This is a genomic window from Streptomyces sp. Wb2n-11, from assembly GCF_001049855.1.
Lineage (GTDB): Bacteria > Actinomycetota > Actinomycetes > Streptomycetales > Streptomycetaceae > Streptomyces > Streptomyces altiplanensis.
Window position 1 is genome coordinate 2,357,010 of the sequence record NZ_CVPB01000001.1, and the last position, 11,905, is coordinate 2,368,914.

The 11,905-nt window shown below is 70.5% G+C and carries 12 protein-coding genes and 1 pseudogene; 8 read left to right on the plus strand and 5 right to left on the minus strand.

The window, feature by feature from the left end; all coding sequences use genetic code 11:
• Window positions 1–3 precede the first annotated feature (3 nt).
• Window positions 4–1,419, minus strand: coding sequence for a family 2B encapsulin nanocompartment shell protein (locus BN1555_RS10385; RefSeq protein WP_093799110.1), 1,416 nt, complete (start codon window positions 1,417–1,419; stop codon window positions 4–6).
• 254 nt (window positions 1,420–1,673) lie between these two features.
• Between BN1555_RS10385 and BN1555_RS10390 the strand changes: the two genes are divergently transcribed.
• Together BN1555_RS10390 and BN1555_RS10395 are read left to right on the plus strand one after the other, a co-directional pair.
• Window positions 1,674–2,264, plus strand: a complete 591-nt coding sequence (locus tag BN1555_RS10390) for an N-acetylmuramoyl-L-alanine amidase (RefSeq protein ID WP_176710013.1) — start codon at window positions 1,674–1,676, stop codon at window positions 2,262–2,264.
• 22 nt (window positions 2,265–2,286) lie between these two features.
• Window positions 2,287–3,216: a 1-aminocyclopropane-1-carboxylate deaminase/D-cysteine desulfhydrase gene (locus BN1555_RS10395; protein ID WP_093799111.1), complete on the plus strand. Its 930-nt coding sequence runs from the start codon at window positions 2,287–2,289 to the stop codon at window positions 3,214–3,216.
• Here the strand turns inward: BN1555_RS10395 and BN1555_RS10400 are convergent.
• Window positions 3,195–3,769 (minus strand): annotated as a pseudogene (locus tag BN1555_RS10400) (Na+/H+ antiporter); the annotation flags it as partial. The gene BN1555_RS10395 and the pseudogene BN1555_RS10400 overlap by 22 nt on opposite strands.
• Window positions 3,770–3,888: 119 nt before the next feature.
• Here BN1555_RS10400 and BN1555_RS10405 point away from each other — a divergent pair.
• From BN1555_RS10405 to BN1555_RS10415, 3 genes are all read left to right on the plus strand, one after another.
• On the plus strand, window positions 3,889–4,149 hold the full coding sequence (locus BN1555_RS10405) for a UBP-type zinc finger domain-containing protein (RefSeq protein ID WP_093799112.1): 261 nt from the start codon (window positions 3,889–3,891) through the stop codon (window positions 4,147–4,149).
• Window positions 4,150–4,376: 227 nt separating this feature from the next.
• Window positions 4,377–4,790: an ATP-binding protein gene (locus tag BN1555_RS10410; RefSeq protein WP_093799113.1), complete on the plus strand. Its 414-nt coding sequence runs from the start codon at window positions 4,377–4,379 to the stop codon at window positions 4,788–4,790.
• 149 nt (window positions 4,791–4,939) lie between these two features.
• Complete coding sequence (locus tag BN1555_RS10415; protein ID WP_255306390.1) at window positions 4,940–5,809, plus strand: RNA polymerase sigma factor SigF; 870 nt, start codon at window positions 4,940–4,942, stop codon at window positions 5,807–5,809.
• Between the two features lie 38 nt (window positions 5,810–5,847).
• Here BN1555_RS10415 and BN1555_RS10420 read toward each other — a convergent pair whose 3' ends face one another.
• Window positions 5,848–6,279, minus strand: a complete 432-nt coding sequence (locus BN1555_RS10420; RefSeq protein ID WP_093799115.1) for a hypothetical protein — start codon at window positions 6,277–6,279, stop codon at window positions 5,848–5,850.
• A 73-nt stretch (window positions 6,280–6,352) separates the two neighbouring features.
• Between BN1555_RS10420 and BN1555_RS10425 the strand changes: the two genes are divergently transcribed.
• Together BN1555_RS10425 and BN1555_RS10430 are read left to right on the plus strand one after the other, a co-directional pair.
• Window positions 6,353–7,321 (plus strand): diacylglycerol/lipid kinase family protein, encoded by a 969-nt coding sequence (locus tag BN1555_RS10425; protein WP_093799116.1) that lies wholly within the window; start codon window positions 6,353–6,355, stop codon window positions 7,319–7,321.
• Window positions 7,322–7,638: 317 nt separating this feature from the next.
• Window positions 7,639–7,896: a WhiB family transcriptional regulator gene (locus BN1555_RS10430; RefSeq protein WP_004937597.1), complete on the plus strand. Its 258-nt coding sequence runs from the start codon at window positions 7,639–7,641 to the stop codon at window positions 7,894–7,896.
• A 166-nt stretch (window positions 7,897–8,062) separates the two neighbouring features.
• On the opposite strand, the gene BN1555_RS10435 is transcribed toward BN1555_RS10430, so the two are convergent.
• Both BN1555_RS10435 and BN1555_RS10440 read right to left on the minus strand, forming a co-directional pair.
• Entirely contained in the window at window positions 8,063–9,529 is a 1,467-nt protein-coding gene (locus BN1555_RS10435) for a sensor histidine kinase (RefSeq protein ID WP_093799117.1), read from the minus strand.
• Between the two features lie 324 nt (window positions 9,530–9,853).
• The gene (locus BN1555_RS10440) at window positions 9,854–10,900 is read right to left on the minus strand and encodes an SIS domain-containing protein (protein ID WP_093799118.1); all 1,047 of its coding nucleotides are present in this window, start codon (window positions 10,898–10,900) and stop codon (window positions 9,854–9,856) included.
• Between the two features lie 155 nt (window positions 10,901–11,055).
• Here BN1555_RS10440 and nagB point away from each other — a divergent pair, with 155 nt between their 5' ends.
• Window positions 11,056–11,841, plus strand: coding sequence for a glucosamine-6-phosphate deaminase (gene nagB, locus BN1555_RS10445; protein WP_093799119.1), 786 nt, complete (start codon window positions 11,056–11,058; stop codon window positions 11,839–11,841).
• The last annotated feature ends 64 nt before the right edge of the window (window positions 11,842–11,905 follow it).

Consider the following 11,905-nt stretch of genomic DNA (forward strand, 5'->3'; position numbering starts at 1 on the left):
GGCTCAGTGCCACCTGCCGATCTCGACGTTCTCCAGGACCCCCAGCGCGTCCGGCACCAGCACCGCCGCCGAGTAGTACGCCGTGACCAGGTACGAGATGATCGCCTGCTCGTCGATGCCCATGAAGCGCACCGACAGGCTCGGTTCGATCTCGTCGGGGATGCCGCTCTGATGGAGCCCGACGACACCCTGTTCGGCCTCGCCCGTACGCATGCAGATGATCGAGGTCGTACGGGCGTCACTCACCGGGATCTTGTTGCACGGGAAGATGGGGACACCGCGCCAGGTGGGCACCCGGCTGCCGCCGATCTCGATGCTCTCCGGGTTCAGACCGCGCTTGTTGCACTCGCGCCCGAAGGCGGCGATGGCGCGCGGGTGAGCGAGGAAGAGCTTGGAGCCGCGTCGCCGCGACAGCAGCTCGTCCATGTCGTCCGGGCTGGGCACGCCGTCGTGCGGCTGGAGGCGCTGCCCGTAGTCGCAGTTGTGGAGCAGCCCGAACTCGCGGTGGTTGATCAGCTCGTGCTCCTGGCGCTCGCGCAGCGCCTCGACCGTGAGCCGCAGCTGCTGCTCGGTCTGGTTCATCGGCTGGTTGTAGAGGTCCGCGACCCGGCTGTGGACCTTCAGCACGGTCTGCGCGACGCTCAGCTCGTACTCGCGCGGCGCCGCGTCGTAGTCGACGTACGTGTGCGGGACGACGGCCTCGCCGACATGGCCCGCCGACAGATCGATGGGCGCCTCGCCGTATTTGTTGGTGCGCTGGCGGGGCAGCGACCGTACCTGCGTGAGGTGGTCGCGCAGCGACTCCGCGCGGTCGGCCAGCCTCAGCACGTCCTGCCGGGAGAGCGTCAGGACGGTGCACGCGGTCACGGCGCGGACCGTGTACCCCCAGGTGCCCTCCTGCTCGACGAGTGCCTGGTCGCCGAAGTGCGCCCCGTCGGCGAGGACTCCGAGCACCGCCTCGTCGTCGTACGCCCCCGCCGCGATCTTCTCGGCCCTGCCGTGCGCCAGCAGGTAGACCGTGTCCACGGTGTCCCCGGAGGCGGCGATCACGTCACCGGCCGCGAACTCCCGCTGCTCGCACCGCTGCGCCAGCTCGCCGAGCACCGCCTCGTCGCCGAAGGTGCGCAGCGCGGGCAGCTCGCAGAGCTCGGCCGGGATGACCTGGACGCGCTCCCCTGTCTGCACGAACGTCACCCGCCCGTCGCCGACCGAGTAGTTGAGCCGGCGGTTCACCCGGTACGTGCCGCCCTGGACCTGGACCCACGGCAGCATCCGCAGCAGCCACCGCGAGGTGATCTCCTGCATCTGCGGGACGGACTTGGTGGTGGTGGCCAAGTTCCGTGCGGCGGCCGTACCGAGACTCTGCTGCTGCGGTTGTGCCTGCTCTTCCCGGGTCCCGGAACCTGCCTCGACCGACATCTGTCTCCCTCTCGACCATGAGCTGACCTGCACCTGGAAGACTTCCAGGACGAAGGGTCACCGCGCCATCACACAAACGGATGTGACTAGATCACCGGTGGGCTGGGCATGCCGCGCGGTAGAGGAGCGGCAGAGGAACTGACCGAATCGGCTCGTACGTGGCCCGAACGGATAGCCCTAGCAGCCGAGTTCGGGTACAAGCAAGTACAAGCATGCGGTACGAGACGATCCGCATCTCACATAAGGAGGCGGTCATGGCCACACCCATGTCCGCGAGCAGGTTCCTCGACGTACTGAGAGACGAGGGCATCACCGTCGTCCAGGTCGGCGACTGGCGTACGCACAACCGCAACCACAAAGGCCCCTGGGGACCGGTGCACGGCGTGATGATCCACCACACCGTCACCTCGGGCACCTCCAAGACCGTCCGTATCTGCCGCGACGGCTACTCGGGCCTCCCGGGCCCGCTCTGCCACGGTGTGATCGCCAAGAACGGCACCATCCACCTGGTCGGGTACGGCCGTGCCAACCACGCGGGCATGGGCGACGACGAGGTACTGCGCGCCGTGATCGCCGAGCGGGCGCTGCCGCCCGACAACGAAGCCAACACCGACGGAAACCGGCACTTCTACGGCTTCGAGTGCGAAAACCTCGGCAACGGCAAGGACCCGTGGCCCGAGGCGCAGCTCGAAGCCATCGAGCGGGCGTCGGCGGCGATCTGCCGGCACCACGGGTGGAACTCCCGTTCCGTCATCGGCCACCTCGAATGGCAGCCGGGCAAGATAGACCCGCGCGGCTTCTCGATGAACACGATGCGCGCACGCATCCACGACCGCCTCACGTGACGCCGGTGGCGACAATGGGTGCATGACCCAGGAAGCGCTCGACCTCTCCCGCCTGCGACCGCGGCTGCCGTCGCCGCTGTGGCAGGCCGAGGACGAGCGCTTCACCCGACGCGGCGTACGGCTGCTGCTCAAGCGCGACGACCTGATCCACCCGGACCTGCCGGGCAACAAGTGGCGCAAGCTGGAGCCGAACCTGCGCGCGGCGGCGGGCCGTACGGTACTGACGTTCGGTGGCGCGTACTCGAACCACCTGCGGGCCACGGCCGCGGCCGGCCGCCTGCTGGGCTTCCCGACGGTCGGCGTCGTACGGGGCGACGAACTGGCCGGCCGGCCCCTGAACCCCTCCCTGGCCCGCTGCGCGGCGGACGGCATGCGGCTGCACTTCGTGGACCGGGCGACGTACCGCGCGAAGAACGACCCCGAGGTGCTCACCGCCCTCGTGGCCGAGGCCACCGCGACCGCTGCGCGGGACCGCCTCCCCGTCCACGTCGTCCCCGAAGGCGGCAGCAACGCCCTCGCCGTGCGGGGGTGCACCGCACTCGGACGGGAGCTGCGCGGCGTCGCCGACGTCGTCGGGGTCGCCTGCGGCACCGGCGGGACCACAGCCGGACTCGCCGCCGGACTCGGCCCCGGACAGCGCGTCGTCGGATTCCCGGTCCTCAGGGGCGGCTTCCTCGGCGAGGAGATACGGGCGCTCCAGCACACGGCCTTCGGCGCCCCGGCCGGCGACTGGACGCTGGACGACCGCTTCCACTGCGGCGGCTACGCCCGCACCACCCCGGCACTCGAAGCGTTCGCCGCGGACTTCGAAGACCGGCACCGGATCCCCGTGGAGCGGCTCTACGTCGCCAAGATGCTGCACGGGCTGACCACGCTCGCCGCCGAGGGCGCCTTCCCGCCCGGCACCACCGTCGCAGCCGTCATCACGGGTCAGCCGGAATCCGTGCGGTAGGCCGCCGCCTCCTCCAGGTCCAGCCTGCGCGTCAGACTGCGCAGCGTCTCGTCGTCGACGCGCCGCCGGTCGCGCAGTTCCACGAAGACCGCCCGCTCGGCGGCGATCATCTCCCCGGCGAGACGCCGGTACATGGCGTCCGCCGATTCCCCGGTCTCCTCGTTGACCGTGCCCAGCCGTTCCAGACGGCGTTGCGACGTCTCTCCAGAACGGCCCGGAGCCGGTCCGCGAGCGGCTGCGGCAGTGCGTTGCGCCGGTCGGCGAGCAACTCCTCCAGCCGCGCCTCGGCGGCCGAGGACGCCTCGCTCTGCGCCTGCGCCTCGGCGAGCGTCTCGGCGTACACGTCACGCGGGGGAAGCTTCAGCAGACGGATCAGCGGCGCGAGGGTGAGGCCCTGTACGACCAGGGTGGCGATCACGGTCGTGAAGGTGAGGAAGAGGACGAGGTTCCGCGCGGGGAACGGTTCGCCGTGGTCGACGGTCAGCGGGATCGAGAAGGCGATCGCGAGGGACACGACGCCGCGCATGCCGGCCGCGACCAGCAGCAACGGTGCCGGCACGGGCGTCCTGCGGGCGGCTCCCGCGATCACCGCGCTTCCCGCGACCAGCAGTGGCAATGCGTCCATGGGTTTCCCCCCGCCCTCGTCCGCCCCTACGCCGTAACCTGGCCATCATGACCGAGTGCCCGCACGTCGCCACGCTGCCGGACCCCGAGCCGGCCCCGCTGAGCGGCACCTGCCCGGAGTGCCCGGCGGTCGGCAGCCACCCCGTACAGCTGCGGCTGTGCCTGGTGTGCGGCCATGTGGGGTGCTGCGACTCGTCGCCGCACCGGCACGCGTCAGGGCACTTCGACGAAACGGGCCATCCGGTGCTGCGCAGCTTCGAACCCGGCGAGAACTGGCGTTGGTGCTTCGTGGACGGTTCGATCGTCTGACGTGTGGGTACGTCAATCCGGCGCCGGTACTTTCCAATTGGGCGCCGCACACCCCTAGCCACTGTACGTACTCATATGCTTACCATGAGTGACCATCTCGGACGGGGGTCCGGCGACACGGCAGAATGGATCGCGATAGCGTCACCGGCGAACGACGTACCGCGTGGCTCCGGGGGGACGCTCCCTCCCGGGCCCCCGAAAGAGCTTGTGCCACCTTGGAGGTGAGGGTGTCCCAGATCGCAGGCGAGCCCGGGACCCAGGACTTCGTGGAAGTCCGGCTGCCCGCTGCAGGTGCCTATCTGTCCGTGCTGCGTACGGCCACGGCCGGACTCGCGGCGCGCTTGGACTTCACTCTCGACGAGATCGAGGACCTGCGCATCGCGGTCGACGAGGCCTGCGCGATCCTGCTCCAGCAGGCCGTGCCGGGCTCCGTCCTCAGCTGTGTCTTCCGGCTCGTCGGAGACTCACTCGACGTCACGGTCTCGGCTCCCACCACCGACGGACGCGCACCGGAGCGCGACACCTTCGCCTGGACGGTGCTCTCGGCGCTGGCGGGCAAGGTCGACTCCACGGTCGCCGAGGACCGTACGGTCACCATCAGCCTGTACAAACAGCGCGGCGCGGGACCCGGGCCGGCGTGAGGAACGGGGACGGGCCGGTGTGGAACGAGGAGCTCAGCCCACAGACGCCGACGGGAGGGCGCGCGGCCGCGGCCGGACAGGCCGGGTCTGCGCCCGCACCTGCGGACATTCCTGAACAGCAGGCCCGGCCCCACCCGGTCGACGGACCGGTGGCCGACGGGCCGGCGAACGGCCCGGTGGGCACGGTGGCGGCGGAGCAGGCAGAGCGGGCGGGCCATATGAGCGAGCACGGACAGCACTCCACGCAGCACGGACGCCACGATCCGAACGACCGCAGTGGTGCGCGTGCGCTGTTCATCGAGTTGCGCGGGCTGCCGGACGGATCGGCCGAGAAGGCGGAGCTGCGCAACCGGCTGGTGCGCATGCACCTCCCCCTGGTCGAGCACCTGGCGCGCCGCTTCCGCAACCGCGGCGAGCCGCTCGACGACCTCACCCAGGTCGCCACGATCGGCCTGATCAAGTCGGTGGACCGGTTCGACCCGGAGCGCGGCGTCGAGTTCTCGACGTACGCCACCCCGACCGTCGTCGGTGAGATCAAGCGGCACTTCCGCGACAAGGGCTGGGCCGTCCGGGTGCCCCGGCGCCTCCAGGAGCTGCGCCTGTCGCTGACGACGGCCACGGCCGAGCTCTCCCAGCAGCACGGCCGGTCCCCGACCGTGCACGAGCTGGCCGAGCGCCTGGGCATCTCGGAGGAAGAGGTCCTGGAGGGGCTGGAGTCCGCCAACGCGTACAGCACGCTGTCGCTGGACGTCCCCGACACCGATGACGACTCCCCGGCGGTCGCGGACACCCTGGGCGCCGAGGACGAAGCGCTGGAGGGCGTCGAGTACCGGGAGTCGCTGAAGCCGCTCCTCGAAGGCCTCCCACCGCGCGAGAAGCGCATCCTGCTGCTGCGTTTCTTCGGCAACATGACGCAGTCGCAGATCGCGACGGAGGTCGGCATCTCCCAGATGCACGTCTCCCGGCTGCTCGCGCGCACACTGGCCCAGCTCCGCGAGAGGCTCCTGGTCGAGGAGTAGTCCCCGCGACCGTACGGCCGGCCGGGCGTCCCGCGGCGTTACGCGTCGCGGGGGCCGCGGATGCCCAACGCCCGGTTCGTCTCGGGGTTGACCAGCAGGACCAGCGAGGCGACGGCCACCACCGCGAGGGCGATGCCGGCCGGGATCAGCAGGGACCCTTCGGAGCGCAGCAGGGTCCAGGCCACCGGCAGCGCCATGAGCTGCGTGATGATGGCGGGCCCGCGGCTCCACGCGCGGCGCTTGAGCAGTCCGCGCGCGGCCAGCAGCGGCAGCAGCGCCAGGGCGATCAGCGTCACACCGCCCATCTCCGCCTGCTCGGGCCTGTCCGGACTGCCGAGCAGCCCCATCACGAGCATGTACACACCGCCGACGACCAGTGCCAGGCCCTCCAGCGCGGCGAGCGCCGCCGCTGCGGTCAGCCGGGCGGGGCGGGGGTCTGCGACGGGTGCGGGAGTCTGCTCGTTGCTCACCCTTGCAGCGTAACCGCCCGCCTCGGCGGACCAGGTCTGGGCCAGGTTCCCCCTACTGGGTAGTCTGGCGCGCATGCGTGCACTCCTCGTGGTCAATCCGGCAGCTACCACCACCAGTGCGCGCACCCGCGATGTCCTGATTCATGCCCTTGCCAGCGAGATGAAGCTGGAAGCCGTGACGACCGAGTACCGCGGGCACGCCCGCGACCTGGGCCGGCGGGCCGCGCAGAGCGAGGACATCGAGCTGGTCGTGGCGCTCGGCGGCGACGGCACCGTGAACGAGGTCGTCAACGGCCTCCTGCACGAGGGCCCGGATCCGCGGCGGCTGCCGCGCCTGGCCGTCGTCCCCGGCGGCTCCACGAACGTCTTCGCCCGCGCCCTCGGCCTGCCCAACGACGCCGTCGAGGCGACCGGCGCCATCCTGGACGCGCTGCGCACCCGCAGCGAGCGCACGGTCGGCCTCGGTCTGGCGGCGGGTACCCCGGGAACCGAGGACGAATCGGTGCCGGCCCGCTGGTTCACGTTCTGTGCGGGCTTCGGTTTCGACGCGGGAGTGATCGGCAGGGTCGAGCAGCAGAGGGAGCGCGGAAAGCGTTCGACGCACGCCCTCTACGTGCGCCAGGTGATACGCCAGTTCCTGATGGAACCGCACCGCCGGCAGGGCCTGATCACCATGGAGCGCCCCGGCCGCGACCCGGTGGAAGACCTCGTGCTGTCCATAGTCTGCAACACCGCTCCCTGGACCTACCTGGGCAATCGTCCGATGTACGCGTCCCCGGAAGCCTCCTTCGACAAGGCGCTCGACGTGCTCGGACTGAGCAAGCTGTCCACCCCCGCCGTGGCCCGTTACGCGACCCAGTTGCTGACCTCGTCGCCCGAGCGCGGACCCCACGGCAAGCACGCGGTGACGCTGCACGATCTGACCGACTTCACCTTGCATTCGAAGGCGCCCCTCCCCTTCCAGATGGACGGCGACCACTTGGGGCTGCGTACGAGCGTGACGTTCACAGGCGTACGCCGTGCACTGCGTGTGATTGTGTGAGCGGAAGGCGCAAAAGTCCTTTAACTCGAACGTACGGGCTGGGTTACACCCCTTAGAAGTACGGCTGTGACCTACCCGACACCGAGGAATCAAAAAAAACTTCCCGGAAGGGGTTGTATCCGCCGCCGAGGTTTGGGAATCTCTACATGGCGATCGGGACGGCCCGCAACACCAGCCTCCACTGAAAGCCAGAACCCCTCCTTGCACACAGGACCCACACCAGGTAACTGGCAGTCGGCTCTTCACTTGCGGAGGGATTCGTGAAAGCGTTCACATTCACAAGCACCAGCACGTAATACCAAGGAGAGGTAGCAGCCATGGACTGGCGTCACAACGCCGTTTGTCGTGAGGAAGACCCGGAGCTGTTCTTCCCCATCGGCAACACCGGTCCTGCGCTGCTGCAGATCGAGGAAGCCAAGGCCGTCTGCCGCCGCTGCCCCGTCATGGAGCAGTGCCTGCAGTGGGCGCTCGAGTCCGGCCAGGACTCCGGCGTCTGGGGTGGCCTCAGCGAGGACGAGCGCCGCGCAATGAAGCGCCGTGCCGCCCGCAACCGGGCGCGTAACGCGACCGCCTGAGCCACCACCCCGCACGAGCCTCAGCTTGGCGGCGCGTACAGCGCGTACGTACCACCCGCCCCGAGCCGCAGCGCGCAGTACCCCCCGATGCGCATAGCAACGTGAGCTTTGAGCCCTGGACCGTTCTTCGGTCCGGGGCTCGCCGCTTTTCCGCCCCGGCCCGGCGTTACTTGTCGGCGCGTACGGGTACGTCGAGTACGACCCGGGTGCCGCGCCCGGGGGCCGGGACCATGTCGAAGGTCCCGCCCAGTTCGCCCTCGACCAGCGTCCGTACGATCTGCAGGCCCAGGTTGCCGGTCCGCTTCGGGTCGAACCCCTCGGGCAGTCCGCGGCCGTCGTCCTGAACGGTGATCAGCAGCCGGGCGTCCCTGCGGTCGCCGCCGCGCACGGCGGCCACCTCGACCGTCCCCCGCTCCCCCGGCGCGAAGGCATGCTCCAGCGCGTTCTGGAGAACCTCGGTGAGGACCATCGCCAGCGGCGTCGCGACTTCGGCGTCGAGTATGCCGAAGCGGCCCGTACGGCGGCAGTCGACCTTGCCCGGCGAGATCTCGGCGACCATCGCGATCACCCGGTCGGCGATCTCGTCGAACTGGACGCGCTCGTCGAGGTTCTGCGAGAGCGTCTCGTGGACGATCGCGATCGAGCCGACGCGGCGCACCGCCTCGTTGAGCGCCTCGCGGCCCTGTTCGGAGTCCATCCGGCGCGCCTGGAGCCTCAACAGGGCCGCCACCGTCTGGAGGTTGTTCTTCACCCGGTGGTGGATCTCCCGGATGGTGGCGTCCTTGGTGATCAACTCCCGCTCGCGCCGACGGAGTTCCGTGACGTCGCGGCACAGGACGAGCGAACCGATCCGCGTTCCCTTGGGCTTGAGCGGGATCGCGCGCAGCTGGATCACCCCGCTGTCCCCCTCGACCTCGGTCTCGCGCGGGGCGTAGCCGCTGGCCAGCTTGACCAGGGCTTCGTCCACCGGGCCGCGGGACGGGGCGAGTTCGGCGGTGGCCTGGCCGAGGTGGTTTCCGACCAGGTCGGAGGCGAGGCCGAGACGGTGGTACGCGGAGAGGGCGTTCGGCGACGCGTACTGGACGATGCCGTCCGCGTCGAGCCGGATCAGCCCGTCGCCGGCACGCGGCGAGGCGTCCATGTCGACCTGCTGGCCGGGGAAGGGGAAGGCCCCGGCGGCGATCATCTGGGCCAGGTCGGAGGCGCTCTGGAGGTACGTCAACTCCAGGCGGCTGGGGGTGCGTACGGTCAACAGGTTCGTATTGCGGGCGATGACGCCGAGGACACGCCCTTCGCGGCGTACGGGAATCGACTCGACCCGGACCGGGACCTCCTCCCGCCACTCCGGGTCGCCCTCGCGCACGATCCGGCCCTCGTCGAGGGCCGCGTCGAGGAGGGGGCGGCGGCCGCGCGGGACGAGGTGGCCGACCATGTCGTCCTGGTAGGAGGTGGGGCCGGTGTTGGGCCGCATCTGCGCGACGGAGACGTAGCGCGTCCCGTCGAGGGTGGGAACCCACAGGACGAGGTCGGCGAAGGAGAGGTCGGAGAGCAGCTGCCACTCCGAGACCAGCAGATGGAGCCACTCGAGGTCGGTCTCACTCAGAGCGGTGTGCTGGCGGACGAGGTCGTTCATGGAGGGCACGTGTGCGAGCGTACCTTCGCTCGGGCGACCCCATGGCCACGGCGCCGGCCGGGACCCTCAGCCCGCCCGGCACCGCAGCCCGGAGTCTTTCCCCAGCCCGCGAGGGGCTGGGGTATCCGCTGGCCGGCGGGTGTGCGGTCCCGCCCGGCCGTCGAGAGGTCCCGGTGCAGTCAGGGCAGAGAGCGCCGGTACCTCGTTCCGCCTTCCTGTGCGGGGAGGGCGGAGGCTTTACCTGTGCATTGTGGACTAGACCATTCTTCCTGTCCATGCATGTGCGTCACCCATTCTGCAGGGCTTCCCGCCGGACGCGCCGGATCAGTGCGTCTCCGTCACCTTCGCCAGGGCGCGCGGGTGGTCAGGGTCCTGGCCCCGGGCGATCGCCACTTCGTACGCCAGGAGCTGGAGCGGGAGGATTTCCAGGATCGGCTGGAGCTCCTCGGCGACGCCTTCCATGGAGAGTACGAAACCGGCCGAGGCCTCGTCGACCCGGGCCCTCGGTCCGACCACCATCAGATCGGCGCCGCGGCCGCGCAGCCGGTCCAGGACGGGCTGGAGGGCCTCGCCGCCCCTGCCCGCCGTGACGACGGCGATGACCGGGGAGATGTTGTCGACCATGGCGAGCGGGCCGTGCAGCAGGTCGGCGCCGGAGTAGGAGAGGGCGGGGATGTAACTCGTCTCCATGAGCTTGAGCGCCGCCTCCTTGGCCGTCGGGTAGCCGTAGCCGCGCGAGGTGACGACCATGCGCTCGGCGAACCGGTAACGGCCGGCCAGCCGCCTGACCTCCTCCCGGCGGGCCAGGATCCGGTCGGCGAGGTCCGGCAGGGCCGCCGCGTCCCGCCCGTCGCCGCCCCGCAGGCCCTCGACGAGGAGGTGGAGGGCGAGGAGCGAGGCGGTGTATGTCTTGGTGGCGGGCAGGGCCTTCTCCGGGCCCGCCAGGATGTCGATGTGGTGCTCACTGACCGCCGCCAGCGGCGAGTCCGCGTTGTTGGTCACGGCGAGCGTGATCGCGCCGGCCTCACGGGCCGCCCTGGCGGACGCCACGAGGTCGGGCGAGCCGCCGGACTGGCTGACCGTGACGACCAGGACGTCCCTGAGGTCGGGCCGCGCGCCGTAGGCGGTCGTCGTGGACATGGAGGTCAGGCCGCAGGGCAGGCCGAGCCGGATCTCCAGCAGGTACTTCGCGTAGAGCGCCGCGTTGTCGGACGTACCGCGGGCGGCGAGGAGGACGAAGCGCGGGCTCTTCGCCGCGATGGTCCGGGCCGTCCCGCGGATCTCCGGCGCGCCCGCTCCGAGGATCCGCCGCAGTACCGCGGGCTGCTCGGCGATTTCGACGGACATGATCCTGCCCGGCTGTTCGACCATGCTGAATGCCTCCAAAAGGTGACGATCGGCGCGTCTCAGTCGACCATGGAAATACGGGCCCGCGCATGGCGAAGACCACCCGGCACACGCCTCCGCCTCTGCTAGATTGGTCTATACCACATGACGGATCCCCTTCTCAGATCGGCAGGCTCAGCGTGGAAGTTGTCATCGTTCCGGACGCCAGGACCGGCGGCGAGCTCATCGCGGCGAGCATCGGCCGGCTGCTGGGCCACAAGCCCGACGCGCTGCTCGGCGTGGCCACCGGTTCGTCCCCGCTGCCCATCTACGAAGCCCTGACGGCCAAGGTCCGCGCGGGCGAGGTCGACGCGTCGCGCGCGCGGATCTGCCAGCTCGACGAGTACGTCGGGCTGCCCGCCGGGCACCCCGAGTCGTACCGCTCCGTCGTGCTGCGCGAGGTCGTCGAGCCGCTCGGCCTGACCGAGGCGTCCTTCATGGGCCCCGACGGCTCCGCCGAGGACATCCAGGCCGCGTGCGAGGCGTACGACCGCGCCCTCGGCGAGGCCGGCGGCGTCGACCTCCAGCTGCTCGGCATAGGCACCGACGGGCACATCGGCTTCAACGAGCCGTGCTCCTCGCTGGCCTCCCGCACCCGGATCAAGACGCTGACCGAGCAGACCCGCGTCGACAACGCGCGTTTCTTCGAGGGCGACATCGACCAGGTGCCCCACCACGTCATCACGCAGGGCATCGGCACCATCCTGGAGGCCCGCCACCTGGTGCTGCTCGCCACCGGGGAGGGCAAGGCCGACGCCGTGGCGCAGACCGTCGAGGGCCCGGTCGCCGCACTGGTGCCGGCCTCCGCGCTCCAGCTGCACCGGCACGCGACGGTCGTGGTCGACGAGGCCGCGGCGTCCAAGCTGAAGCTCGCCGACTACTTCCGCGCGACGTACGCGGCCAAGCCGGTCTGGCAGGGCCTGTAGGACTTCCCCCCGGGGGATTGCCCCGGGGCTCCCCCTGGATACGGCGGAGTGCCGGGATCCCCCC

What these genes read in the sequence shown, in the direction of transcription:
- BN1555_RS10435 (WP_093799117.1), bottom strand. Translation starts at nt 9,529, where the DNA reads ATGAACGACCTCGTCCGCCAGCACACCGCTCTGAGTGAGACCGACCTC.
- BN1555_RS10405 (WP_093799112.1), top strand. Translation starts at nt 3,889, where the DNA reads ATGACCGAGTGCCCGCACGTCGCCACGCTGCCGGACCCCGAGCCGGCC.
- BN1555_RS10440 (WP_093799118.1), bottom strand. Translation starts at nt 10,900, where the DNA reads ATGGTCGAACAGCCGGGCAGGATCATGTCCGTCGAAATCGCCGAGCAG.
- BN1555_RS10430 (WP_004937597.1), top strand. Translation starts at nt 7,639, where the DNA reads ATGGACTGGCGTCACAACGCCGTTTGTCGTGAGGAAGACCCGGAGCTG.
- BN1555_RS10395 (WP_093799111.1), top strand. Translation starts at nt 2,287, where the DNA reads ATGACCCAGGAAGCGCTCGACCTCTCCCGCCTGCGACCGCGGCTGCCG.
- BN1555_RS10385 (WP_093799110.1), bottom strand. Translation starts at nt 1,419, where the DNA reads ATGTCGGTCGAGGCAGGTTCCGGGACCCGGGAAGAGCAGGCACAACCG.
- BN1555_RS10390 (WP_176710013.1), top strand. Translation starts at nt 1,674, where the DNA reads ATGGCCACACCCATGTCCGCGAGCAGGTTCCTCGACGTACTGAGAGAC.
- BN1555_RS10425 (WP_093799116.1), top strand. Translation starts at nt 6,353, where the DNA reads ATGCGTGCACTCCTCGTGGTCAATCCGGCAGCTACCACCACCAGTGCG.